The sequence below is a fragment of the Nesterenkonia sphaerica genome (assembly GCF_005771565.1).
Lineage (GTDB): Bacteria > Actinomycetota > Actinomycetes > Actinomycetales > Micrococcaceae > Nesterenkonia > Nesterenkonia sphaerica.
Genome location: NZ_VAWA01000005.1, coordinates 25,096 through 47,112, shown reverse-complemented (window position 1 = coordinate 47,112; position 22,017 = coordinate 25,096). Strand labels below are relative to the sequence as shown.

General features: G+C 64.9%; 25 protein-coding genes and 1 tRNA gene. 11 read left to right on the top strand and 15 right to left on the bottom strand.

The window, feature by feature from the left end:
• Nucleotides 1-93: 93 nt before the first annotated feature.
• Together FEF27_RS05345 and FEF27_RS05340 are read right to left on the bottom strand one after the other, a co-directional pair.
• Nucleotides 94-750: a LuxR C-terminal-related transcriptional regulator gene (locus tag FEF27_RS05345; RefSeq protein ID WP_138169828.1), complete on the bottom strand. Its 657-nt coding sequence runs from the start codon at nucleotides 748-750 to the stop codon at nucleotides 94-96.
• Nucleotides 747-2,087 carry an ATP-binding protein gene (locus FEF27_RS05340; RefSeq protein ID WP_138169827.1) on the bottom strand — a complete coding sequence of 447 codons (1,341 nt, stop codon included), beginning with the start codon at nucleotides 2,085-2,087 and terminating at the stop codon, nucleotides 747-749. The genes FEF27_RS05345 and FEF27_RS05340 overlap by 4 nt, the downstream gene beginning before the upstream one ends.
• A 131-nt stretch (nucleotides 2,088-2,218) precedes the next feature.
• Between FEF27_RS05340 and FEF27_RS05335 the strand changes: the two genes are divergently transcribed.
• Complete coding sequence (locus FEF27_RS05335; RefSeq protein ID WP_138169826.1) at nucleotides 2,219-3,649, top strand: PspC domain-containing protein; 1,431 nt, start codon at nucleotides 2,219-2,221, stop codon at nucleotides 3,647-3,649.
• Nucleotides 3,646-4,071, top strand: a complete 426-nt coding sequence (locus FEF27_RS05330; RefSeq protein ID WP_138169825.1) for a hypothetical protein — start codon at nucleotides 3,646-3,648, stop codon at nucleotides 4,069-4,071. The genes FEF27_RS05335 and FEF27_RS05330 overlap by 4 nt, the downstream gene beginning before the upstream one ends.
• Before the next feature lie 139 nt (nucleotides 4,072-4,210).
• Here FEF27_RS05330 and rplL read toward each other — a convergent pair whose 3' ends face one another.
• The 7 genes from rplL to FEF27_RS05295 all read right to left on the bottom strand — a co-directional run bounded on the left by rplL (nucleotide 4,211) and on the right by FEF27_RS05295 (nucleotide 8,364).
• A complete protein-coding gene (gene rplL, locus FEF27_RS05325) occupies nucleotides 4,211-4,594 on the bottom strand; it encodes a 50S ribosomal protein L7/L12 (RefSeq protein WP_138169824.1) in 384 nt (127 codons plus the stop codon).
• 61 nt (nucleotides 4,595-4,655) lie between these two features.
• The gene (gene rplJ, locus FEF27_RS05320; protein ID WP_138169823.1) at nucleotides 4,656-5,177 is read right to left on the bottom strand and encodes a 50S ribosomal protein L10; all 522 of its coding nucleotides are present in this window, start codon (nucleotides 5,175-5,177) and stop codon (nucleotides 4,656-4,658) included.
• 524 nt (nucleotides 5,178-5,701) lie between these two features.
• A complete protein-coding gene (gene rplA / locus FEF27_RS05315) occupies nucleotides 5,702-6,409 on the bottom strand; it encodes a 50S ribosomal protein L1 (protein ID WP_138169822.1) in 708 nt (235 codons plus the stop codon).
• 100 nt (nucleotides 6,410-6,509) lie between these two features.
• Nucleotides 6,510-6,941 (bottom strand): 50S ribosomal protein L11, encoded by a 432-nt coding sequence (gene rplK, locus FEF27_RS05310; RefSeq protein WP_138169821.1) that lies wholly within the window; start codon nucleotides 6,939-6,941, stop codon nucleotides 6,510-6,512.
• Between the two features lie 179 nt (nucleotides 6,942-7,120).
• Nucleotides 7,121-7,822 carry a transcription termination/antitermination protein NusG gene (gene nusG / locus FEF27_RS05305; RefSeq protein ID WP_243729106.1) on the bottom strand — a complete coding sequence of 234 codons (702 nt, stop codon included), beginning with the start codon at nucleotides 7,820-7,822 and terminating at the stop codon, nucleotides 7,121-7,123.
• A 64-nt stretch (nucleotides 7,823-7,886) separates the two neighbouring features.
• The gene (secE, locus tag FEF27_RS05300) at nucleotides 7,887-8,150 is read right to left on the bottom strand and encodes a preprotein translocase subunit SecE (protein ID WP_243729105.1); all 264 of its coding nucleotides are present in this window, start codon (nucleotides 8,148-8,150) and stop codon (nucleotides 7,887-7,889) included.
• A 141-nt stretch (nucleotides 8,151-8,291) separates the two neighbouring features.
• Nucleotides 8,292-8,364: transfer RNA gene (locus tag FEF27_RS05295), tRNA-Trp, on the bottom strand.
• 191 nt (nucleotides 8,365-8,555) lie between these two features.
• Between FEF27_RS05295 and FEF27_RS05290 the strand changes: the two genes are divergently transcribed.
• Both FEF27_RS05290 and FEF27_RS05285 read left to right on the top strand, forming a co-directional pair.
• The gene (locus tag FEF27_RS05290; RefSeq protein WP_138169819.1) at nucleotides 8,556-9,761 is read left to right on the top strand and encodes a pyridoxal phosphate-dependent aminotransferase; all 1,206 of its coding nucleotides are present in this window, start codon (nucleotides 8,556-8,558) and stop codon (nucleotides 9,759-9,761) included.
• 125 nt (nucleotides 9,762-9,886) lie between these two features.
• Entirely contained in the window at nucleotides 9,887-10,918 is a 1,032-nt protein-coding gene (locus tag FEF27_RS05285; protein ID WP_138169818.1) for a 6-phosphofructokinase, read from the top strand.
• Here FEF27_RS05285 and ygfZ read toward each other — a convergent pair.
• Genes ygfZ through FEF27_RS05275 form a run of 3 tightly spaced genes read right to left on the bottom strand, consistent with a single transcriptional unit; the run spans nucleotide 10,915 to nucleotide 13,100 of the window.
• Nucleotides 10,915-12,090: a CAF17-like 4Fe-4S cluster assembly/insertion protein YgfZ gene (ygfZ, locus tag FEF27_RS05280; RefSeq protein WP_138169817.1), complete on the bottom strand. Its 1,176-nt coding sequence runs from the start codon at nucleotides 12,088-12,090 to the stop codon at nucleotides 10,915-10,917. The two genes, FEF27_RS05285 and ygfZ, sit on opposite strands and share 4 nt — an antisense overlap.
• A 26-nt stretch (nucleotides 12,091-12,116) precedes the next feature.
• Nucleotides 12,117-12,239 carry a hypothetical protein gene (locus FEF27_RS13770; RefSeq protein WP_279526782.1) on the bottom strand — a complete coding sequence of 41 codons (123 nt, stop codon included), beginning with the start codon at nucleotides 12,237-12,239 and terminating at the stop codon, nucleotides 12,117-12,119.
• An 18-nt stretch (nucleotides 12,240-12,257) separates the two neighbouring features.
• Nucleotides 12,258-13,100 carry a hypothetical protein gene (locus FEF27_RS05275; protein WP_208009697.1) on the bottom strand — a complete coding sequence of 281 codons (843 nt, stop codon included), beginning with the start codon at nucleotides 13,098-13,100 and terminating at the stop codon, nucleotides 12,258-12,260.
• 100 nt (nucleotides 13,101-13,200) lie between these two features.
• Here FEF27_RS05275 and FEF27_RS05270 point away from each other — a divergent pair, with 100 nt between their 5' ends.
• From FEF27_RS05270 to asd, 7 genes are all read left to right on the top strand, one after another.
• Nucleotides 13,201-13,902 carry a winged helix-turn-helix transcriptional regulator gene (locus FEF27_RS05270; RefSeq protein ID WP_138169815.1) on the top strand — a complete coding sequence of 234 codons (702 nt, stop codon included), beginning with the start codon at nucleotides 13,201-13,203 and terminating at the stop codon, nucleotides 13,900-13,902.
• A 33-nt stretch (nucleotides 13,903-13,935) separates the two neighbouring features.
• A complete protein-coding gene (mshD, locus tag FEF27_RS05265) occupies nucleotides 13,936-14,901 on the top strand; it encodes a mycothiol synthase (protein ID WP_138169814.1) in 966 nt (321 codons plus the stop codon).
• 95 nt (nucleotides 14,902-14,996) lie between these two features.
• The gene (locus FEF27_RS05260; protein ID WP_138169813.1) at nucleotides 14,997-15,995 is read left to right on the top strand and encodes an NUDIX hydrolase; all 999 of its coding nucleotides are present in this window, start codon (nucleotides 14,997-14,999) and stop codon (nucleotides 15,993-15,995) included.
• A 72-nt stretch (nucleotides 15,996-16,067) separates the two neighbouring features.
• Nucleotides 16,068-16,418 (top strand): GNAT family N-acetyltransferase, encoded by a 351-nt coding sequence (locus FEF27_RS05255; protein WP_138169812.1) that lies wholly within the window; start codon nucleotides 16,068-16,070, stop codon nucleotides 16,416-16,418.
• Nucleotides 16,419-16,432: 14 nt separating this feature from the next.
• Nucleotides 16,433-17,236 carry a thymidylate synthase gene (locus FEF27_RS05250; protein WP_138169811.1) on the top strand — a complete coding sequence of 268 codons (804 nt, stop codon included), beginning with the start codon at nucleotides 16,433-16,435 and terminating at the stop codon, nucleotides 17,234-17,236.
• Between the two features lie 38 nt (nucleotides 17,237-17,274).
• Nucleotides 17,275-17,817, top strand: a complete 543-nt coding sequence (locus FEF27_RS05245; protein ID WP_138169810.1) for a dihydrofolate reductase — start codon at nucleotides 17,275-17,277, stop codon at nucleotides 17,815-17,817.
• Between the two features lie 58 nt (nucleotides 17,818-17,875).
• Complete coding sequence (asd, locus tag FEF27_RS05240) at nucleotides 17,876-19,075, top strand: aspartate-semialdehyde dehydrogenase (RefSeq protein WP_138169809.1); 1,200 nt, start codon at nucleotides 17,876-17,878, stop codon at nucleotides 19,073-19,075.
• A 6-nt stretch (nucleotides 19,076-19,081) separates the two neighbouring features.
• On the opposite strand, the gene FEF27_RS05235 is transcribed toward asd, so the two are convergent.
• Genes FEF27_RS05235 through FEF27_RS05225 form a run of 3 tightly spaced genes read right to left on the bottom strand, consistent with a single transcriptional unit; the run spans nucleotide 19,082 to nucleotide 21,998 of the window.
• Nucleotides 19,082-19,900: an ABC transporter ATP-binding protein gene (locus tag FEF27_RS05235; RefSeq protein ID WP_138169808.1), complete on the bottom strand. Its 819-nt coding sequence runs from the start codon at nucleotides 19,898-19,900 to the stop codon at nucleotides 19,082-19,084.
• A 14-nt stretch (nucleotides 19,901-19,914) separates the two neighbouring features.
• A complete protein-coding gene (locus tag FEF27_RS05230; RefSeq protein WP_138169807.1) occupies nucleotides 19,915-20,736 on the bottom strand; it encodes an ABC transporter permease in 822 nt (273 codons plus the stop codon).
• The gene (locus tag FEF27_RS05225; RefSeq protein WP_138169806.1) at nucleotides 20,733-21,998 is read right to left on the bottom strand and encodes a CmpA/NrtA family ABC transporter substrate-binding protein; all 1,266 of its coding nucleotides are present in this window, start codon (nucleotides 21,996-21,998) and stop codon (nucleotides 20,733-20,735) included. The genes FEF27_RS05230 and FEF27_RS05225 overlap by 4 nt, the downstream gene beginning before the upstream one ends.
• Nucleotides 21,999-22,017 lie beyond the last annotated feature (19 nt).

Genomic DNA, 22,017 nt, shown 5'->3' with positions numbered 1-22,017 from the left:
TCATGGCCCCAGAGTGGGGTGATGGCGTCCACATTAGCACCTTCGCCGGAGGGGCCGGAACCCTGTACGGGGCGTGTTGGCCGGAGCCGCCGGTTAGACGATGCGTCGCTGTTCGGCCCAACGGGTGAGCTCGTGCCGGCTGGAGAGCTGTAGTTTTCGCAACACTTTGGAGACATGGGTCTCCACGGTCTTGATGGAGATGAACAGTTCCGAGGCGATTTCCCGGTAGGTGTATCCCCGGGCGATCAGCCGCATCACCTCGACTTCCCGAGCTGAGAGCCGGTCAAGCTCCTCGTCCCGGACATTGTCGACCAGCCCGGAGGCCCCGAAGGCATCCAGGACGAATCCGGCTAAGCGCGGGGAAAAGACGGCGTCGCCCTCGGCCACAGTCTCCACGGCAGCCAGCAGTTCCTCGGTGCCAATGGTCTTTGTCACGTACCCGCGAGCCCCGGCGCGGATCACCGAGACCACGTCTGATGCCTCATCGGAGACGCTCAGTGCCAGGAACTTCACCTTCTCCAGCACATCCCGGCAGCGTTTCACCACCTCGGCCCCCCCGCCGCCAGTTCCTCCCGGCATATGCACATCCAGCAGGACCACCTCCGGCAGCACCTGGCGGATGAGGTCAGCGGCTTCGTCGACGGTGGAGGCCTCCCCGATCACGTCGACGGATCCGCCCAACTCGGCGCGCAGTCCGGCTCGGAAGATACGGTGATCATCGACAATGACGATGCGGCGCGGTGGGTTCACTGCTGCTGCCTCTCTGAGTCGTGTGGCGGAACCGGATCAGCAGGCGGGTGGCCGGTCTGCCGAGGCGTCAGCGGCATGATCAGCTGCACCTCCGTACCCGCGGGACCCGAGCGGATGGTGGCCCTGCCGCCGCTGCGGTTCATGCGCCCGATAATCGACTCCCGCACCCCCATTCGGTCCTCAGCGATTGCATGCGGATCGAAGCCAGGACCGCGGTCCCTGACGAAGACCGCATCTTCAATGTCAGTGGATTCGACATAGACAGAAGCTGGCCCGGCGTGCCGCACCGCGTTGAGGATGGCCTCCCGCGCGGCGGCGACCAGTGGCTCGTGCTGGCTCTGGTGCGAGTGCCCCACCGCGATCACCTCCACCGGGACCGCGTGCTGCTCCTCCAGCTCCGCGGCGACTGCCAGAATCTGGTCCTTCAGAGTCCCAGTGGCCTGAGCGTTCTGCCGGTAGAGCCAGGCTCTCAGCTGCCGCTCCTGACCCCGAGCGAGACGTTCGACCTCGGACGGATCCGACTTCTGCTTCTGAATCATCGCCAGCGTCTGCAGCACTGAGTCGTGCAGGTGTGCGGCAATGTCCGCCCGCTCTGCCTCCGCAGCCGCGCGCTCCCGCTCCACCTGGGACGTGCGGTAGAGCTTGATCAGCCAGGGGGCAAGCACCAGCGCCAGTCCAGCCAGGAGAATTCCGCCCACGGTGATTCCCGCGATCAGCTCACCAGGTCCCACCACGCCGCCAGCGATGATGAGCATGGCCACCAGGACCAGGCAGGCGCCAAGGCTTACCTGCCACAGGGCCGCTCTGCGCTGGCCCGAGGCTGGGGGTTCCTGGGCGGAGTAGATTCGGTCCCACTGGGACCATGTCAGCAGCACCCCACCCAAGGCCACGGCCGGCACCACCACCAGCCGCCAGTCGATGCCCACCCCCAGAAGCTGCGCCAGCATGAGGGCACCCACACTGACCAAGACTCCGCCGAGCAGGATCTCCGGCGAGGATGTCAATGTGTCCAGGGTGCGCCGGAGGCGGGCGGAGGACCCACCAGCGAGGTTGTCCTGCGGGCGCGGCTCCTGATCCGCCAGCGCGGGCCCGCTGAGGCCCCGGCCGCCGGCCGTGCCGGTGGGTTCTTTCTCTGTCGGAGCGAAAACCCACAGCCAGCAGTACAGGAGCAGGCCCACGCCGCCGGCCAGAGTGAGCAGGATGAACGCCACACGAACCACAGGCACCGATATCCCCAGATGGCGGGAGAGTCCCAGGCACACGCCGGCGATCGGCGTCCCCACGGCCCGGCGCAGTGGGGGTCGGTGGGGCACGGGGTCCCGTGCCGGCGTCGTCATTGCCACCTCTCCATAGTGTCACGCGCGTCCTGCCTCCCGACAGGGAATTGGCCTGCTGCCGGGGTCGTATCAGGGTCTCATCAGGGGGGTCCCGCATAGCGCGGAGACGGCGGCTGGAGGAGACTGGAGGCATGAGCAGTGGAGCTGACCGCCCGGAGGCGGGACATCACGTTTTTTCCTGGGTCCGCACCCTGGGGGTCCACCGGCCCGACGACGCCTGGGTGGGCGGAGTGTGTGCCGCAGCGGCGGAGAAGCTGCGCTGGGACACCGCCTTGGTGAGAGGAATCGCAGTCGTCGCCTTCCTGATCTTCTTCTCCCCCGTGGCGCTGTTCTACGGGCTGGCATGGTTGTTTCTGCCAAACCGGGAGGGGGAGATTCACGCTCAGCAGGCGCTGCGGGGATCCTTTCCGATCGGCTTCTGGGGTGCAGGCGCCATGACCCTGGTGGGGGCGGTGAACGTCTTTACCCCGAATATTGTGGGCCCGTTCGCCATATTGCTGAATCTGGTCGTCATCAGTCTGGTGGCGTGGCTGGTGTGGACCATCTTCCGCAGCTACCAGCGCAGTGCAGCCGACCGTGCCGCCTCTCCAGACGGTGGGGCCCCCACCGAGGAATCTGCTGATGTCGCGCCGCGCCCGACGCGCGCCCCCCGGAAGGATGGGAAACCGGCCTGGTACCCGAAGGAGGGTCCGCCGCCGGCAGCAGACCCCTCCGCAGCATCAGCCAACGGTGCCGACACCATGGGTCAGGGTGAGTCGTCACTGGACCGCTCGTCACCGGCGAGAGCCGATCACACGATGCTCTCTGCGGCCGGTGCCCAGAAGACGGCGCGAAAGACGCCGGAGAATCCCAGGATCGCAGAGGAGAATCGCCGCCGCCGCATGGTCACCTTCGGGCTCGTGCTGCTTGCGGTGCCTGCGATTGCTGGCGCCATGTGGTTCGCCACGGTGGTAGGGCTGGCTGCCACCAGCGCGGTCCTGCTGGGGTTGGCACTGGTGGTGGTGCTGTTGGCCCTGCTGCACCTGGGTGCCGCCATCCGCGGCAAGCGAGGCCGGGCCGGGCTGTTGGGGACCTTCACTGTCCTGATGATGGTGGTGTTCTTCTTTGCGCCGGAGAATCTTCAGAACAGCTCCAACCACGTCCTTGGCAACTACACCACGCAGGCGGAGACAGTGAACACGGCTTTCGCGAACACCACGGTGGATCTGCGTCATTTGGGTGAAGACCTCCGCGCCGGTGACGGCGAGACAGCGGGCCCCGCCCCCGCAGTGGACACCGCCGTGGAGCTCAACAACGCCTTTGCCCACACCACACTGATCCTTCCCGACGACCTCTTCTGGGAGCTGGACCCCGGCAACTTTCTGGGCAATATAGATATCCGCACCCAGCACGAACGCCAGACTCAGCAGGGGCTGGGCGGAAGCCCGCAGAGCTACGGGCCGGAGTCCGCTGCGGGCCCTGTGGAGGTCAGAGTGAGCAACGCCTTTGGCAATGTGGTCATCTATGACCAGGCAACGTACGCCCAGGAAGAGCTGGGCGACTCCGATGAGGAGGCCTCATGAGCGCGCAGGACCATCAGCACCCCCGGGACCGGGCGGCGCAGCATCCGCATGACGAGGACACTGGTGCGTCCGCGGCTGAGCCCGCGGATGTCGACGCACTGCTGGCCGAATCATTGAAGGCTCAGTCGGAGCGGGACTTCACGTGGAAGGAGCCAGAGCGCAGGCCACGCTGGTGGGAGCGCGCGGAAGCCGCTGGCGCGGTGAGTCAGGTCAGCAAGGAGGCTGCGCCGGGGAAGCCGGCTGCGCGGTGGGGGTCCGTGGTGTTCGCACTGATCAGCCTGATCTTGGCAGGCTGGGTGGTGGCCACCGTCGCATTCGGTGTGACGGTCTCCCCATTGGTGGTGGGCCTGGTGATCTGCTTCGCGGCGGGCAGCTGCCTGATCATCGCAGGCCTCCGGCCCAAGCCCGGCACGCGGCTCTGACCTATCACCCGACCTGTCTGGCGACCCTTCGGCGGCCCTAGCACAGCAAGAACCCCGGTCGGCTCCTGCAGTGGAGTCGACCGGGGTTCCTGCGTATAAGCTGTGTGTCAGCTGCCGGGTGCGGCGTGGGCCGCAGTGATCACTTGAGAGTGACAGTGGCGCCGGCGCCTTCGAGGGCCTCCTTGGCCTTCTCAGCAGCTTCTTTGTCCACGCCTTCGAGCACTGGCTTGGGGGCGCCGTCGACCAGCTCCTTGGCCTCCTTCAGGCCGAGGGAGGTCAGGCCGCGCACCTCCTTGATGACACCGATCTTCTTGTCACCGGCAGCTTCGAGAACGACGTCGAACTCGGTCTGCTCTTCAGCTTCAGCGGCCTCGCCGCCGGCTGGAGCGGCACCGGCAGCGGCCACGGGAGCGGCTGCAGTGACGTCGAAGGTCTCCTCGAAGACCTTCACGAACTCCGAGAGCTCGATGAGGCTCATTTCCTTGAACTGTTCGATCAGTTCGTCGTGGCTCAACTTAGCCATGGGATTGGTTCCTTACGTGTTTGAAACGGATCTTGTTTTCGTTGTTGTGCGCTGACAAGGGTCAGGCAGCGTCTTCCTGCTTCGCGCGCAGGGCTTCCACGGTCCGGACCATCTTGGAGATCGGAGCCTGGAAGGTAGCGGCCGCCTTGGTCTGAGCGCCGATGAAGGCACCAGCCAGCTTGCCGAGCAGAACCTCACGGGACTCAAGATCCGCGAGCTTCTTGACCTCGTCCTCGGTCAGGGGCCGGCCATCCATGTAGCCGCCCTTGACGATGAGCTGAGGGTTGTCCTTGGCAAAGTCACGCAGAGCCTTCGCCACGTCCACGGCGTCCCCGTGGACGAAAGCGATCGCAGAAGGACCGGTCATCTGACCCTCAAAGGATTCGATGCCCACTTCCTTGGCTGCGATCTCGGTCAGCGTGTTCTTCACCACGGCGTAGTTTGCGTTCTCCCGCACGGACCGCCGCAGTTGCTGCAGCTGACCGACGGAGAGGCCGCGGTATTCCGTGAGCACAGCAGCGTTTGACGCGTTGAAAAGCTCCTTGAGCTCCGCAACGGCGGCCGCCTTCTCAGGATTCGCCATGGCACTCCTTCCGAATTACAGTGCCGGCCAGAGTCACAGGAGCGGGGCATAGAAAAAGCCCCGTGCGCAGCTGCACAGGGCTCAACACAACACCGGAATCCGGGTATTTCATGTTGGCGCGTTGTCCACCTGCGCAGGTCGCCCGTGAGGGTCTTTAAAGCTCAGTCGTACTCCGGGGGTCCCGGTGACCGCGAGAGTCAGCGCCAACTGATTCTCGCACGACTGAAGCGACCGGCGGTCTTTGGTCAATTGGATACTCTACACCCCTTCATCGGAGACCCTCAAATCCTCACTGCCTTGCCGACCACGGGCCGCTTCGAAGGGCCACTGCTACATGCGGGCAGCAGGATGGGACAAGACTGATCAGCCGCCCAGGTGTCCCATCGGACTGCCCATACGGCTGAGTCGCAGCACCGCCCAGGCGCAGGCGAGGTCCGCCCAGGTGGCGGCTGCAGACTTTCGTCACCACGCACAGGAGCCCCGTTCCGACTTCTGGAACGGGGCTCCTGGGAGGCGTACCTCAGTTACTCTGCGACAACGACCTTGGTCACATTGGGATCTACGGGGATGCCAGGTCCGAAGGTCGTGGACACGGTGGCCTTGCTGATGTACCGGCCCTTGGAGGCGGAGGGCTTCAGACGCAGGACCTCCTCCAGCACTGCAGCGTAGTTCTCAGCCAGCTGCTTGGGCTCGAAGCTGGTCTTGCCGACTACGAAGTGCAGGTTGGAGTGCTTGTCGACGCGGAAGTCGATCTTGCCGGCCTTGATGTCGGTCACCGCTTTCGCCACGTCCGGAGTCACGGTGCCGGTCTTGGGGTTCGGCATCAGGTTGCGGGGACCCAGCACCTTACCCAGACGGCCGACCTTGCCCATCATGTCTGGGGAGGCGACGGCGGCGTCGAAGTCCACCCACCCCTCCTGGACTTTGGCGATGAGTTCGTCGCCACCGACGTAGTCGGCACCGGCTTCCTCCGCTTTGGCCACATTGTCACCCTGGGTGAAGACGACCACGCGGGCAGTCTTACCGGTTCCGTGCGGCAGGTTCACAGTGCCGCGGACCATCTGATCAGCCTTGCGCGGATCCACTGACAGCCGCAGAGCCACCTCCACGGTTGCGTCAGTCTTGGAGGGGTTGGTCTCCTTGGCCAGGGCCACGGCCTGGGCCGGGGTGTAGACAGTGTCTTCGCCGATCTTCTCGGCTGCTGCCTTATATGCTTTGCTGCGCTTTGCCATCTGCGTTGTTCTCCTTAGCAGTTGTGGTACATGGGCCGCGCTCGACCCTTCCCACCGTCCCGAATGCTTCGGGACTTCTCACTTGTATTGACGTGCCGACTCAGTTGTCGACGGTGATGCCCATGGACCGGGCTGTGCCGGCGACAATCTTGGACGCAGCCTCGATGTCGTTGGCGTTGAGGTCTTCCATCTTGGTCTGCGCGATCTCTTCGACCTGTGCCTTTGAGAGCTTGCCGACCTTCTCCGTGTGCGGGACACCGGAACCCTTGTTGACTCCGGCAGCCTTCTTGATGAGTTCGGCTGCGGGCGGGGTCTTGGTGATGAAGGTGAAGGAGCGGTCCTCATAGACCGTGATCTCCACCGGCACCACGTTGCCGCGCTGGTTTTCCGTCGCGGCGTTGTACGCCTTGCAGAACTCCATGATGTTGACGCCGTGCTGGCCGAGCGCAGGGCCGATCGGCGGTGCCGGGTTGGCAGCACCAGCCTGGATCTGCAGCTTGATCAGCCCGGAGACCTTTTTCTTCGGGGCCATAATCTGTCCTTTGCTAGTTTTCGTGCGTCCTGCACCCTCAGGAGCGAGATGTGCAGGGGTGAGCGGATCTGGCCGAGCCGCTCAGATCGCCGCCAGTCACCCAAAGCACGGTAAGCGGCGACGAAGTCTTGTTCAGTTTTTTGGGCGGGGAAGAGCCGTGTGCGCTCACGCGCCAGAGATCAGTAGATCTTCGCCACCTGATTGAAGTTCAGTGTCACCGGAGTTTCACGTTCGAAGATCGAGACCAGCACCACCAGGGTGCGGGCATCCACATTGATCTCTGAAATGGTGGCAGGAAGGGTGGCGAACGGACCATCGGTGACCGTGACGGACTCGCCCACTTCGAAGTCCACCTTGACGTCTGAGGCGGGAGCCGGGGCCGGACCGCTGTCTCCCTCGACGACCTCGACTTTGCGCTCCCCGGGCTTGCCCAACCGGTGCTCGGCGAGCATGTTGAAGACTTCTTCCGTGCCCAGGGGCTGTGGGTCGTGAGCATTGCCGACGAACCCGGTGACGCCTGGGGTGTGCCGCACCACGCCCCAGGATTCGTCGGTGAGTTCCATGCGCACCAGTACGTATCCGGGGATGCGCACTCGGTTGACGACCTTGCGCTGAGTGTTCTTGATCTCCACGACGTCTTCCATGGGAACGTCGATCTCGTAGATCTGTTCCTCCATGTCCTGGGTCTGGATGCGAGTCTCCAGGTTGGACTTCACCCGCTTTTCGTACCCCGCGTAGGTGTGCACCACGTACCAGTCGCCCAGGCCGCGGCGAAGCTCACTCTTGAGCTCCTCGGCGCGCTGCTCGTAGGTCTTCTCCTCCTCCGCGGGGGCCTCTGCAGCCTCAGCTGCGTCGTCCTGCGTCAGTTCCTGATCAGACACGTTTCTCCTAGGTAAGTGATGCGTAATCCGGCCCAGCCGGATTCAGTTTGCTGTTGCAGTTGAGCTAAGTGCCCGCGCCGCCGCCGAACACGAGCTCCGAAAGGTTGTCGAGTCCCCAGTCCAGCAGTGACACGATGCCGATCACGATCAGCACGAAGACCAGGACCACGGCGGTGTAGTTCAGCAACTCCCGGCGCGTGGGAACGATGACCTTCCGCAGTTCGTCAAAAACCTGCTTCAGAAACAGCCAGGCCCTGGAGAGCGGATTCTTCGGGCGTGAGCTGCCGCCGGAGTGACCTCCGGGGTCTGTCACAGGTGTCTGGGACACGAAGACTCCATCTGCTTTCGGCTACTGTGTGGCTGCTCCCCCGCGTGTGTCGGGGCAGGTGGGGCGAGGTGCGCGCCCAGCCGAAGCGTGAGCGAACCTTCCCGTGAAGCAGCGCCGCTGACAACACGGCACTGCTCAACGCAGGGCAGACAGGACTCGAACCTGCAACCTACGGTTTTGGAGACCGTTGCGCTACCAATTGCGCCACTGCCCTATTGGCCATTTCCTCCGCTGGTGCAAAGGCATGCCCAGTAGCGGTGTTCACGACACCAGCAGTCAAGTCTACGCCGAGCCCTGACAGAACACCAACTGCGCCGGCCGCTGACGGTATACGCCGGCGACGCTGCCCGATAGTGTGGGAATCACCAGGTCCATAGTGCCCGCTCCAGAAAGGACGCACCTGTCATGCCGCTTCCCCACCATCGAGTCTCCTCTCGGATCGCGTCAATCGCGGAGTCCGCCACGATGAAAGTCGATGCCAAGGCCAAGGCACTGAAAGCCTCCGGTGAGGATGTGATCGGTTTCGGCGCCGGTGAGCCCGACTTTCCCACTCCTGAGCACATTGTTGAAGCTGCGGTGGCCGCAGCGAAGGACCCCAAGAATCATAAGTACACGCCTGCAGCAGGGCTCCCGGAGCTCCGGCAGGCCATCGCGGAGAAGACCGCCCGGGATTCGGGGTACCAGGCGGAGGCTTCCCAGGTCTTGGTGACTAATGGCGGAAAGCACGCGGTCTATGCCAGCCTGGCCGCTCTGGTGGACCCCGGTGATCAGGTCATCGTCCCCTCCCCGTACTGGACGACCTACCCGGAGGCCATCAAGCTCGCCGGTGGCTCCACTGTGGAGGTCTTCGCCGGTCCGGAACAGGGTTACAAGGTCACCGTGGAGCAGCTGCAGGACGCTGTCACCGAGCGTACGAAAGCCTTGATGTTCGTCTCACCGTCGAACCCCACGGGGGCGGTGTATACCCCCGAGGAGACGCAGGCGATCGGCCGGTGGGCTGCCGAGCAGGGGCTGTGGGTCATTACTGATGAGATCTACGAGAAGCTGACCTACGACGGGGTTCCCTTCACCTCCATTGCCTCGGTGCCGGAGCTTGCAGACCAGGTCGTCATACTGTCCGGAGTGGCCAAGACCTACGCGATGACCGGCTGGCGAGTCGGCTGGATGGTCGGCCCCTCGGATGTGATCAAAGCCGCCAGCACCCTGCAGACCCATCTGACCTCTAACGTGGCCAACGTCTCCCAGCGGGCCGCACTTGCTGCGATCACCGGCCCGCAGGAGCCGGTGGACCAGATGCGCGAAGCCTTCGACCGGCGGCGCACCACCATCGTGGAGAAGCTCAACAGGATTGCGGGCTTCGAAACGCCGGTGCCGCAGGGGGCGTTCTACGCCTATGTCGACGGTCGGGGCGCGCTGAACCGCGAGATCGACGGCACCACGCCCACCTCCACTGCGGAGCTGGCCGAAGTGATTCTGGAGAAAGCCAAGGTCGCCGTGGTCCCCGGAGAGGCGTTCGGCCCCTCAGGCTATCTCCGGCTCTCCTACGCACTGGGGGACGAGGACCTGGCCGAAGGTATTGAGCGCATCGAGAGGCTCCTGGGCAGCAAGTAACGCCGCAGGGGCCGGTCACGCCACCGCGGGCCCGCACGCCGGTAATAGACTGGTGGCTGAACCACCTGCCGAGGATGTCAGGACCATGACGTTTCGCGCCACGCGAGAAAGAAGTGACACATCCCATGCGCATTGGACTCCTCACCTCCGGAGGCGACTGCCCCGGACTCAACGCCGTCATCCGCTCAGCCGTGCTGCACGGCATCAAGTCCTACGGCGACGAGTTTGTCGGTTTCAAGTCCGGCTGGAAAGGCATGATCGAAGCCGACTACATTGATCTGACGCGACAGGACGTGCGCGGCATCGCCCGGGAGGGAGGCACCATCCTGGGCACCTCCAGGACCCACCCCTACAACCATCCGCAGGGCGGACCGGTGAAGATCGCTCAGCAGCTGAAGCGCCACGATGTGGATGCGGTGATCGCCATCGGGGGCGAAGGCACCCTGGCAGGTGCCAGACGGTTAGCTGAGGATGGCATACCTGTGGTGGGGGTCCCCAAGACCATCGACAATGACCTCAAGGCCACTGATTACACTTTCGGGTTTGACACCGCGATATCCATTGCCACCGACGCCATGGACCGCCTGCGCACCACTGGTGAATCCCACCACCGGTGCATGGTCTCTGAGGTGATGGGCCGTCATGTCGGTTGGATCGCCCTGCACTCGGGCATGGCTGCTGGTGCCCACGCGATTCTCATTCCTGAGCAGAAGGTCAGCATTGATCAGCTGTGCGAATGGGTCGAGCAGGTCCACTCACGAGGCCGGTCGCCGCTGGTGGTGGTCGCCGAGGGCTTCATTCCGGAGAACGCCGATGAGGCGTTGGCCGGCAAGGGACAGGAAGCCGACGGCCGGCCCCGGCTTGGCGGCATCGGGGATTTCATCACCACCCTGATTGAAGAGCGCACAGGCATCGAAACGCGCAACACGACATTGGGGCACATCCAACGCGGCGGCAACCCCACCGGCTATGACCGCGTGCTCGCCACCAGGTTCGGCATCAAGGCTTTGGACCTGGTGCACGAACGGGCCTGGGGACACATGGCCTCGCTGCGCGGCACCGAGATTGTGAAGGTGGACCTGCAGGAGGCCTTGGACGGACTCAAAGAGGTTCCCGCCGAACGCTATGAGGAGGCGAAGATCCTCTTCGGCCGCTAGGGCTGGCGCCGGGGCCCGCGGAGGAAATCCCCCTGCGGGCGACCCACGGTCTTCCCCGCGTCCGGGCGCACAATGACCTCCTGGGACGCCGCGTAGAACACAGGCTCGGCGGGCTGCTCCTGCGGGGCATCATCAGCCTCGGCGGGGGCAGTGTCCCGCACCACCAGTGCTGCTTCTGGGTCCACTTTGCGTTTGACCAGGGCCAGCGCAATCGGGCCGGCCTCGTGGTGGCGGGCCACCGAGGTGACCACTCCCACCGCGCGTTCTGCTGCCAGTGCAGCACGGTCGGCGGTGGTGGCGGGCGCCAGCACGTCGGCGCCAGGGGCGGGCAAAGTGTGCTCGGAACCATCGAGGTGCAGAAACACCAGCCGGCGGGGAGGATGCCCCAGGTTGTGCACCCGGGCGATCGTCTCCTGCCCCTTGTAGCACCCCTTGCTCAGGTGTACCGCGGTACGGATAAGGTCCAGCTCGTGGGGAATGGCCTTGGCATCAACGTCGAAAGCCAGTCGGGGCCGCCAGGCAGCAATGCGCAGCGCTTCGGCTGCCATGGCCCCGGCGAGCAGCCAGCCCTGGCTCTCCAGATGCGTCACGGCGTCGTCGAGCTGTTCCCGGGGTACCAGGGTCAGGTGCCAGCTGAACTCCTTGCCAGGATGGTCAGCCTCCTCGGTGGCTGCGTAGGACTCAGCGCCTGGCCCCAGCTGCGGCCAGGGGTCGGTCCACTGCGCGGCCGGGGTGGAGGGCAGGGACTCCGGAAGCGCGGCCGTACTGCCCAGCACGGCATAGTCGTCAGTGCGCTCGGCGACCTCCACCCGCAGGGCGAACTTCATGGACTCCAGCCACTGGCGAAGAGCGGGGCCGTGACTGGCTTCGGTAATCAGCCATGCGGTCTCGCCATCGTCCACGATGGCCGGGGCGTGTTCAATGCGGCCGGCGATGTCCAGCAGCAGCAGCTCCGAACAGTCTCCCGCGCGCAGGTCGGTCACCTGCTGGGAGGAGAGAGTGGTCAGCCAGTTCAGCCGGTCCGGGCCTGACACGGTCACCACCGCACGAGTGGAGAGGTCCACCACTGCGGAGCCGGCCTCCAGGGCACGCTGCTCTCGGGTGGGACTGCCGTAGTGCGCGGCTGTTCCAGCGTCCGGCCCCGTGGCCGCGACCGCGCCGGCGCGGCCCAGCAGGGGTGAGGTGCGCGGGGTGGCGATCAGCGCTGTCCCTTGAACAGGCGGGAGAGCACCACGAAGCCGATCCAGCTGATCGTAATCACGGACAGGACCAGCAGGCCGATGAAGAAGACCTCCAGCGCAAGAATCTGTGCGTCACTCATGAGGCCATCCTAGCGGAACTAAGTGATGAGAAGTCGTTCTGTGAAATACACCAGGGCGCCCATCGCTGCGACGGGAGCCGCACCCACTGCCAGCCGGGAGAGCAGCTGCTCCGGGGGGCCCTGCAGGATGAGGAGCCGCCGGAAACTGGCCAGCAGCACTCCCCCGGCCAGGCCGAGCACCCCTGCAAAGAGCAGGGTCAGCTCGCCCCACAGCAGCGCAACGGTGATGGACGTGGCCGCCGAGGCCAGAACCACCAGGGGCAGCACCAGCGCGTCTCGGCCGGGCACACAAGCCACCGCTGTGCCGACGCACATAACAAATGCCGAGAGCGCCACCACGGAAAGTTCTCCGCCCGGACCAGTGGCACCCCAGAATTCCCAGTCTTCATAAGGCACGAGACCGCGCACCCGCAGCCCTGAGAGTCCGTCCCCGTTGGCAGTTTCCATCATTCCGGCCGGATACCGCAGACCGGCTATCCACCCCGCTGCGGTGGTGGTGATGACCACCCCGGTGCATGCTCCCAAAGTCGACTCGAGCCGATGCGGTCGGCCAGATCCGCGCAACACCTGAATGGCGAAGACCACCATGACTCCGAAGGCCAGCGACACTGAGGACCAGAAGAACAGCGCCTCCACCTGATTGACCACCGCTGCGCCCAGGGCAGCGACGATGCCTGCAGCCATGATCACAGCTGAGAGGGACTTCCTTGCGGTCACGCCCATCAGCTGCGGCCACCCCAGCGCCACTGCACCGCACAGGGCACACACCACCACCAGCAGCGCAGCAACCCCCAGCCAGGAGGCAGATGCGATGGCGGCGGCGCTGACCGCGGAGGTGAGCGCGACGGGCAGGTATTTCACATAGTCCATCCTGCCAGAGCGGCCAGCATGGCTATACTCAACACGTTCGCTCTGGTGCATTTCACCGGGCGGCGGACGGTGATGTGAGGAGGATCCGCTCATGGCGCAGGTGCTGTTGCTCTCTGACGCCCCGGAAGACAGCCTGCCGTCTTTGGAGCTGCTGAACCACCGTGTTCGCCGCTTTCCCTGTGAGGCCTCCTCCATTGTTCGCGCACCGACTGTGGACATTACGCTCATCGATGCGAGGACCAACCTGGCCCACGCTCGTTCCCTGTGCCAGCTGGTGAAGTCCTCAATCCTTTCCCCCGTGATCGTGGTGGTGACTGAGACGGGCCTTCCGACGCTGAACGAGGCGTGGCAGGCCGATGACTTTGTGCTCACAGAAGCCTCCCCCGGTGAAGTCGATGCCCGCATCCGCCTGGCGGCTGCCGAAGTGGAGGAAGACGGGCCGGTGGGCGAAATCCGCGCCGGGGCGATCCTGATCGATGAAACCACCTACATGGCCACCATTCACGGCAAGCTGCTGAACCTCACTTATAAGGAGTTCGAGCTGCTGAAGCACCTGGCGCTGCACCCCGGACAAGTTTTCACCCGGGACCAGCTGCTTCACGATGTGTGGGGCTACGACTACTTCGGAGGCACCCGGACCGTCGATGTTCACATCCGGCGTCTGCGCGCCAAGCTCGGCCCGGAGCACGAATCGCTGATCGGCACGGTCCGGAATGTGGGATACCGGCTGGTCGCTGAGGGCAGCGCCCGGCACCAAGCGGCAGAAAACGACGACGCCGCTGAGACTCCGTGAGCAGTCCGCACCGCTGCGAAGTAGGCTCAGAGCATGTGCTCCGACCTCAGAATCGAATTCAGCGAGGCGGCTCCCTCCGCCGATCAGCTGCACGCCCTGCGCGAAGTGGCCACGGCCGCCCAGTCCGTGGACGGTGCGCCTCCATTCGGCGACCAGACGTGGGTGGAGCTCAGCCGAGCCTCTGGCGTGGCCGTCTGCTATGCCTGGCAGCCGGTGACCGGAGCGGAGCGACTGGCCGGAGCCGGCGTCGTCGTCCTGGGCCAGACTGAGGACGCTGCCCAGGAGGCAGTGCCGCACACCCTGGAGTTGGTGGTCCACCCCGAGTGCCGTCAGCAGGGGGTGGCCCGGCGGCTGGGCAGCGCCCTGAGCTCCTCTCCCCTGACCCAGCAGGCGTCGCCGGGCGTCCGGGCGTGGGCCCACGGCGGGCACCCGGGCGGGCCGCAGCTGGCCGCTCACTTCGGCTGGGCGCCGGTGCGCCAGCTGTGGCAGATGCGCCTTGAGAACGTCGTGCGGCTGCCGGCAGCGGAACTGCCCGCCGGGGTCAGGCTGCAGAGTTTCCGCCCCGGGGAGGATGACCAGGCGTGGCTGTCGGTGAATGCCGCGGCCTTCGCCGATCATCCGGAGCAGGGCCGTCTCGGCCTCGAGGATCTCCAAGCCCGCATGGCTGAGGACTGGTTCTCCGCTGAAGGGTTCCTGCTGGCCTGGGAGAGCCACGACGACGCTGCAGATCACCTGCTCGGGTTTCACTGGACCAAGATCCATACCCACCCGGACGGCCACCGGGAGGGGGAAGTGTACGTAGTGGGAGTCGCTCCGGAGGCTCAGGGGCGATCCTTGGGAGCGGCACTGACCGTGGCTGGAATCGAGCACCTCAGAGCACAGGGGGTCGACTCCGTCATTCTCTACGTCGATGCCGACAACACTGCTGCGGTACGGCTGTACCAGAAGCTCGGGTTCACCGTCAGCGCCACAGACACGCAGTACGCCCCCGCAGCCTGAAGCTGGGGCGAAGCCCGCCTAAGGGAACGCGGAACGCGCACCGGACCGTGCAGCAGGCGCCCTGGTATCTTTCAACGGTGACCACTTCGGAGTTCATGACTGAGGTACCTCGCCGGCGCAGCGCCTCTGTCGCCGACAATGGAACACAGGCTGATGTGCTGGCTGCCGGCGCCCTGGTCTGGCGGGTCCATCGCGGCCAGCTGCAGGTGCTGCTGATCCACCGGCCGCGCTATGACGACTGGTCATTTCCGAAAGGGAAGCTTGACCCCGGTGAAACCCTGCCCGAGTGCGCCGTCCGCGAGGTGGCTGAGGAGATTCAGCTGAAGGTGCGCCTCGGCGTCCCCCTGCCGGTGACTCGCTACGAGATCACCAAGAAGTCCAAGCGAGGCCCAGTCTCCCTGCAGAAGGAAGTCTGGTACTGGGCTGCCGAAGTCCTGCAGGGCCGCCCCCGCCCCGACGGCGAGGAGGCTGACGACGCCGTCTGGGCAGACCCGGAGCAGGCACAGCAGATGTTGACCAACCCGGGAGACCGTGAGCCCCTGGCGGCTCTGGTGGAGCTGTACAACCAGAACTGCCTGCGCACCGTGCCGTTCGTGGTCCTTCGCCACGCCAAAGCGAAACCACGCTCTTCCTGGTCAAAGGCCGAGGCGGAGCGGCCCTTGGCGGCCACCGGCAAGCGGCAGGCCAAGGCTGTCGAGCAGCTGCTGACAGCCTGGCGTCCTCGCCAGATCCACTCCAGCCCCTGGAGAAGGTGTGCCGAAACCATTGCACCTTATGTGAAGAAGCACCACCATCGGATCAAGTACCGGAAGTCCCTGACGGAGAAGCGGGCGAAGCAGAAGCCGGAGAAGGCCGCCTCCCGGGTGCGCCGCTCCCTGGAGTGGATGCACCCCTCGCTGCTGTGCACCCACCGGCCCGTGCTGCCCCTTGTGCTCGGCGAGGTCGGAGGGTGGTTGGACGATGCCTCCCTCAGCGACGCTCTCCCCCAGCAGGATCCCTACTTACGTCCCGGTGGTGTGGTGGTGGCGCAGCAGGCTCTGGACCGAGGCGGGCGCATCGTCTCCCTTGAGGTGTACGAACCGCACGACGACTGAGCCGCTTCCCGGGTGCCCGGCCGCCGCTCCGGCCCGGTGACATGTTTCACAGCGGAGGGCTACTCTTGCTGTATGGGCACACACCGCAGACACGAGCAGAAGAACGTTCATCCGGCGGCAGAGTTGGTGATCGACCATGACCGGTGCCGGGCCGAGCTGTGGGACACCGTGCAGGGAGAGCGGACGTTCATCGGGTTCGTCGGCTACGCCGAGGAGACCATCGGCGGTGAGCCGGTGTGGCTGCTCATGCACACCATTGTCAACGACCGCTTCGGCCGGCAGGGCTACGCCCGTGCACTGGTCACGCTGCTGCTGGACAGGCTGGCGGCGGAGGGCAAGCGCTTCACCTCTGAGTGCACCTACATTGATCAGTACCTGAGCCGCTATCCCGAGTACCGCAAGCACCAGGCGCTGCTGGCGTAGAATCACCTACCGTGATGCCGACCCCCACCCCGTACGAAGACCTGCTGGCTGAAGTCCTCGCCCACGGAGCCCAGAAATCCGACCGCACCGGCACTGGGACGCGCAGCCTCTTCGGCCGGCAGATCCGCTTTGACCTCGCTGATTCTTTCCCGCTGATCACCACCAAGCGCGTGCACTTCCGGTCAGTCGCGCTGGAACTGCTGTGGTTCCTGCGCGGTGACTCCAATGTCCGGTGGCTGCAGGAACGCGGTGTGCGTATATGGAACGAGTGGGCGGACACCAACGGGGATCTCGGACCCATCTACGGCGTGCAGTGGAGATCCTGGCCCACCCCCGGCGGTGGCGAGGTAGACCAGATCAGCGGGCTGGTGGACCAGCTGCGCCACAACCCCGATTCGCGCCGGCACGTGGTCACGGCGTGGAACCCCGGACAGCTCCCGGAGATGGCCTTGCCGCCCTGCCACATCCTCTTCCAGTTCTACGTGGCCGACGGCCGGTTGTCCTGCCAGCTCTATCAGCGCAGCGCAGACATGTTCTTGGGCGTGCCTTTCAACATCGCCAGCTACTCGCTGCTGACCCTGATGGTCGCCCAGCAGGCGGGCCTCACGCCGGGCGAGTTCATCTGGACCGGCGGCGACTGCCACATCTACAGCAACCATGAGGCCCAGGTGCGTGAGCAGCTGAGCCGGGAAGCTCGGCCATACCCGCAGCTCCGCCTCAGACGCGCACCGGAGTCGCTGTTTGACTACGCGTACGAGGACTTTGAGGTCCTCAACTATGATCCGCACCCCACCATCAAGGCTCCGGTCGCAGTCTGAGCGGCACGCCACCGGAGACCGGCCTGAGGAGCACATCGATGAACGGAAACCTCCCAGTGGGCATGATCTGGGCGCAGGCCCGCAGCGGGGTGATCGGCGCCGGGGGCGCCATGCCGTGGCATGTGCCGGAGGACCTGGCGCACTTTCGTCACAGCACACAGGGCTGCCCCGTGGTGATGGGTCGCAAGACCTGGGACTCGCTGCCTGAGCGGTTCCGGCCGCTGCCGCAGCGGACCAACGTGGTCATCACCGGCGACGCAGCCACCTTCGGCAGACTCACCGACTCCGGGGCATTGCCCGCTCACTCGCTGCCGGAGGCGGTGGAGATCGCGCAGAGCCACGCTGGAGGAGCCCACACGGTGTGGATCATGGGCGGGGGGTCCGTGTATGCGGAGGCAGTGGATGCCGGTATCGCTCAGCTGGCATCAGTGACCCAGCTGGACCTGGACGCTTCCGGGGACACATATGCTCCGCGTCTGGACCCTGAACAGTGGGTACTGGTGGAATCCGAGCCGGAGCAGGGGTGGCAGATCTCCTCGACGGGCCTCGGGTACCGATTCGACACGTATCGGCGGCGCTGAGCTGGTCCCAGCGGAGCCGGGGCCACACTGCGCAGCACATTTCGTTACTCTAGAAGTTATGACATCTGCATCTGCCTCCCCAGTCCTGTCCGCTCACTCCGAAACCGCCCCGTCGGTCGGTCTGATCGGCTGGCGCGGCATGGTGGGTTCAGTCCTGATGCAGCGCATGGTCGACGAAGGTGACCTGGCGCATATCAATCCTGTCTTCTTCTCCACCTCGGCCGCCGGGAAACCGGCCCCAGAGTACGAGGGAGCCTCACCGGAGACGCCCACCCTGCAGGACGCCTACGACGTCGACACGCTGAGCAAGCTGCCGATCATCGTCACCATGCAGGGCGGGGAGTACACCAAGGAGGTCTACCCGAAGCTGCGCGCTGCGGGATGGCAGGGCATCTGGATTGACGCGGCCTCCGCACTGCGCATGTCTGATGAGTCGATCATTGTGCTGGACCCCATCAATCGCGACTCCATCGATGCGGGTCTGGATGCCGGCGTAAAAGAGTATGTGGGCGGCAACTGTACGGTCAGCTGCATGCTGATGGGCCTAGGCGGGCTGTTCAAGCAGGACCTGGTGGAGTGGGGCACTGCGATGACCTATCAGGCCGCCTCCGGCGGCGGTGCCCGTCACATGAGAGAGCTGCTGAACCAGTTCGCACACCTCGGCTCGGCGGTGGAGACTGAACTGGCGGACCCGGCCAGCGCCATCCTCGAAATCGACCGGCGTGTCCTACATTCCCAGCGCGGGGAGTTGGACGCCTCCCAGTTCGGCGTGCCGCTGGCTGGGTCGCTCATCCCGTGGATCGACGCTGATTTGGGCAACGGAATGTCCAAAGAGGAGCGCAAAGGCTCGGATGAGACCAATAAGATTCTCGGCCGCGGGGAGTCACTGGCCCCCGGTGTGCAGCGCCGCGGGGACAGCATCCCGTTTGAGTCGCTCTGCGTCCGGGTGGGCGCGCTGCGGTCGCACTCCCAGGCGCTGACGCTGAAGCTTCGCCGGGACCTGCCGGTGGATGAGATTGAACAGATCATCTCTGAGGGAAGCCCGTGGGCAAAGGTGGTGCCAAATGAGAAGGAGGCGACCATGCAGCAGCTGACTCCTGTCGCTGCCACCGGGGAGCTGACCATCCCCGTGGGCCGCATCCGCAAACTGGAGATGGGCCCGGAGTACATCTCCGCCTTCACCATCGGAGATCAGCTGCTCTGGGGCGCGGCCGAACCGCTGCGCCGGATGCTGCTGATCGCCATCGGCAAGCTCTGATCGCGATCAGGGCTGGGCGGTCAATGACTCCAGCAGTTCGCGACGCAGCGTGAGGTAGTCCTCGCTGCTCTCGATAGCGGTGCGGTCGCGGGGACGCCGGAAAGGCACCCGGAGGTCCTGCTGAATCCTCGCCTGCGGACCGTGGGAGAGGACCAGGATGCGGTCCGAGAGCAGGAGTGCTTCATCGACATCGTGTGTCACCAGCACGAATGTGCGGCGCTGCTGCTCGGACAGACGCAGCAGCTGAAGCTGCAGTGCATGCCGAGTGAGGGCATCCAACGCCCCCAGAGGTTCGTCAAGCAGCAATACCTCTGATTCGAGTGCGAAGGCTCGCGCGATGCCCACGCGCTGCTGCATACCACCGGAGAGTTCCCCGGGTTTGAGGTCTTGGGCCTCTGAGAGCTGGACCAGGCCCAACCAGTGCTCGGCCAAGCTTTCACGTTCAGCCGCCGAGCGTCGGCTGGCACCGTGGGCCTGCAGTGCGAAAAGCACATTCTGTTTCGCTGTGAGCCAGGGAAGCAGCACATGCTGCTGGAAGACGACCCCGAGCCGCCGGCTGGGCGCGGCGATCTGCTCATCGGTGAGCCTCACATGGCCCTGATCTGGCGACTCCAGACCAGCGATCAGCTTCAGCAGCGTCGATTTTCCAGACCCCGAAGGGCCGATGATGCTGATGAATTCTCCCTCGTCAACGGAGAAGGAGACCTCCCCGAGGACCTGCTGAAAGCCCCTGCGTCGGTGGGCGAAGCCTTTGGTGACTTTCGATATTTCCAGGGCCGGGGGCTTGCCAGGCAGCTGCGCGTCCGTCTCGATGGTGGTACCCATAGTGGACTCCTCAGTCAGTTCGCAGGAATGAGTCGATGCAGTTGGGCGATCGAGCGGTCCAGTACTAGTCCGGTCACTCCGATGACAAGGATGGCTACTACCATGCTGTTGATGTTCATGGCGTTCCATTCGGTCCACACGAAGGTTCCCATCCCGCGGTCCCCTACGATCATCTCTGCCGCGACGATGACCAGCCAGGCAGTAGACAGGGCGGTGCGCAGGCCGGTCACCACCCCGGGCAACGCAGCCGGCAACAGAACTCTGAGTACGCGGTTGGCCGTTGTCGCTTCCAGAGTGCGGGCAAGATCCAAGTAGAGCGGGTTGACCCGGCGGACCCCGTCGATGGTGTTGACAAGGATAATCCAGAGGCTTGCCATGAAAATCACAAAAATCGCAGTGGCTTGGGAGTCGCGCAGCAGGGCCAGTCCCAATGGTAGCCACGCCAGCGGGGACACCGGGCGCAGTACCTGGATGACGGGATCCAACGCATCGTGGATCACGCGACTTGTGCCTAACAGCAGCCCCAGCGGGATCGCCACCAGTGCGGCCATGCCGAATCCGAGGACCACCCGCTGCAACGACGCAGCCAGGTGGAAAACAATGCCCACCTCATTGGGTGGATTATGCACAAAGGCGGAGGAGAGTACTTCAATCAGGCGCTGCCCGCTGGCCAGTGGAGTCGGGGCCAGCCCGCCGTCCTCATACCCAGCGGTGGCAACGTGCCAGATTGCGATGAACGACGCGGCGAAAAGGACCATGCCCCCTGCGGACTTCAGCTGAAACACGGTGCGCTCTCGCCTGGCTCGGTGCTGGAGCGCGCGGGGTGTCGTCGTCATAGTCGTTCACTCCACTCGGCGGGGCGTTGGGGGTTGAAGGGTGCGCCGAGCACGGTCTCCTCGGTCCGTTCGTCAGTGACACCACCGAAATCGCTCAGCACCGAGCCGGCTGACTGCGAGTCGAAGACCTCGGAGACCGCTCTGGAGTATTCCGCACCGGTCGTGAAGCTATGGTCTCCGGTCAGGCCCCACCGCTGCAGGGCGTTGAGAATCCAGATGCCGTAGGACTCATGCGGGTAGGGCTGGAACCCGATTCGGTCGGGAATGGAGTGCTCGTTACCGGTGCCGTCGGGGAAGTCTCCCGTCAGCACCGAGTTCAGTACTGGTTCGGGAAGCCCGAGATACGCCGGCTGAGACATCAGCGCAGCGGTGTCCGCGCGGTGCTCCGGATCATCGACGTACAACGCTGATTCTCCGATCGCGCGCAGCAACGCCATGTAAACGTTGGGATTCTGGGCGGCGAAGTCCTCAGCCACTGCAAAGCTGCAGCAGGGATGGTCCGCCCAGAGGTCTTTGGTGAGCACGTGGATGAAACCCACGCCTTCGGCCACCGCCCGCTGGTTGAACTGATCAGGCAGGCAGAAAGCGTCAATCTCACCCACCGCCAGCGCGGTGACCATATCCGCTGGGCGCATGATGCGCAGATCCACATCCTCCTCGGGGTCCAGCCCGCCGGAGACCAGGTAGTCGCGGGCCAGGAGATTGTGCACGGAGTAGTCGAACGGCAGCCCCAGCCGCAGCCCGCGGAAGTCTCCGGGCCCGCTCATCTGCCCGGCCAGTCGTTGGGAGACGGTGATGCCATTGCCGTTGGTGTTCGTGACGTAGGGCAAACGAAGGGCCCGCTGCCCTGAGGCGAACCCATGGTGGATCGCCAGCGGCATCGGCGCCAAGAACTGTGTAGCGTCCACCTCCCCTGCCACAAATGCGATCCACAGCTCGGCCCAACCGGTGTAGCGGCGCAGGGTGACGTCGAGTCCGTACTGCTCAAAGATGCTCATGGCGGCGGCGTTGACTATGGGAGAGGAGCAGGTGATCGGGAAAAAGCCGATGGTGATCTCACGCTGCTCGAGGTCTGCCTCTGCTGCGGGAATAGGCCGCAATCCGGCCGAGGCAGTTCCTGAGCCGGTGGGAGCTCCAGATGTGCAGGCGCTCAGCATCGTCGCCGCTGAGATTCCCGCGCCGAGGCTGAAGAGCCTGCGGCGGCTCAGCGACGGCGCAGCGTGTGGCGGGACATCCGTCCGCGGTGGGTGGATACGTCTCATGTCCTCTTCCAGGGAAGAC

What these genes read in the sequence shown, in the direction of transcription:
- FEF27_RS05340 (WP_138169827.1), bottom strand. Translation starts at nt 2,087, where the DNA reads ATGACGACGCCGGCACGGGACCCCGTGCCCCACCGACCCCCACTGCGC.
- FEF27_RS05335 (WP_138169826.1), top strand. Translation starts at nt 2,219, where the DNA reads ATGAGCAGTGGAGCTGACCGCCCGGAGGCGGGACATCACGTTTTTTCC.
- FEF27_RS05330 (WP_138169825.1), top strand. Translation starts at nt 3,646, where the DNA reads ATGAGCGCGCAGGACCATCAGCACCCCCGGGACCGGGCGGCGCAGCAT.
- rplL (WP_138169824.1), bottom strand. Translation starts at nt 4,594, where the DNA reads ATGGCTAAGTTGAGCCACGACGAACTGATCGAACAGTTCAAGGAAATG.
- rplJ (WP_138169823.1), bottom strand. Translation starts at nt 5,177, where the DNA reads ATGGCGAATCCTGAGAAGGCGGCCGCCGTTGCGGAGCTCAAGGAGCTT.
- rplA (WP_138169822.1), bottom strand. Translation starts at nt 6,409, where the DNA reads ATGGCAAAGCGCAGCAAAGCATATAAGGCAGCAGCCGAGAAGATCGGC.
- rplK (WP_138169821.1), bottom strand. Translation starts at nt 6,941, where the DNA reads ATGGCCCCGAAGAAAAAGGTCTCCGGGCTGATCAAGCTGCAGATCCAG.
- FEF27_RS05290 (WP_138169819.1), top strand. Translation starts at nt 8,556, where the DNA reads ATGCCGCTTCCCCACCATCGAGTCTCCTCTCGGATCGCGTCAATCGCG.
- FEF27_RS05285 (WP_138169818.1), top strand. Translation starts at nt 9,887, where the DNA reads ATGCGCATTGGACTCCTCACCTCCGGAGGCGACTGCCCCGGACTCAAC.
- FEF27_RS13770 (WP_279526782.1), bottom strand. Translation starts at nt 12,239, where the DNA reads ATGAGTGACGCACAGATTCTTGCGCTGGAGGTCTTCTTCATCGGCCTG.
- FEF27_RS05270 (WP_138169815.1), top strand. Translation starts at nt 13,201, where the DNA reads ATGGCGCAGGTGCTGTTGCTCTCTGACGCCCCGGAAGACAGCCTGCCG.
- mshD (WP_138169814.1), top strand. Translation starts at nt 13,936, where the DNA reads ATGTGCTCCGACCTCAGAATCGAATTCAGCGAGGCGGCTCCCTCCGCC.
- FEF27_RS05260 (WP_138169813.1), top strand. Translation starts at nt 14,997, where the DNA reads ATGACTGAGGTACCTCGCCGGCGCAGCGCCTCTGTCGCCGACAATGGA.
- FEF27_RS05255 (WP_138169812.1), top strand. Translation starts at nt 16,068, where the DNA reads ATGGGCACACACCGCAGACACGAGCAGAAGAACGTTCATCCGGCGGCA.
- FEF27_RS05250 (WP_138169811.1), top strand. Translation starts at nt 16,433, where the DNA reads ATGCCGACCCCCACCCCGTACGAAGACCTGCTGGCTGAAGTCCTCGCC.
- FEF27_RS05245 (WP_138169810.1), top strand. Translation starts at nt 17,275, where the DNA reads ATGAACGGAAACCTCCCAGTGGGCATGATCTGGGCGCAGGCCCGCAGC.
- asd (WP_138169809.1), top strand. Translation starts at nt 17,876, where the DNA reads ATGACATCTGCATCTGCCTCCCCAGTCCTGTCCGCTCACTCCGAAACC.
- FEF27_RS05235 (WP_138169808.1), bottom strand. Translation starts at nt 19,900, where the DNA reads ATGGGTACCACCATCGAGACGGACGCGCAGCTGCCTGGCAAGCCCCCG.
- FEF27_RS05230 (WP_138169807.1), bottom strand. Translation starts at nt 20,736, where the DNA reads ATGACGACGACACCCCGCGCGCTCCAGCACCGAGCCAGGCGAGAGCGC.
- FEF27_RS05225 (WP_138169806.1), bottom strand. Translation starts at nt 21,998, where the DNA reads ATGAGACGTATCCACCCACCGCGGACGGATGTCCCGCCACACGCTGCG.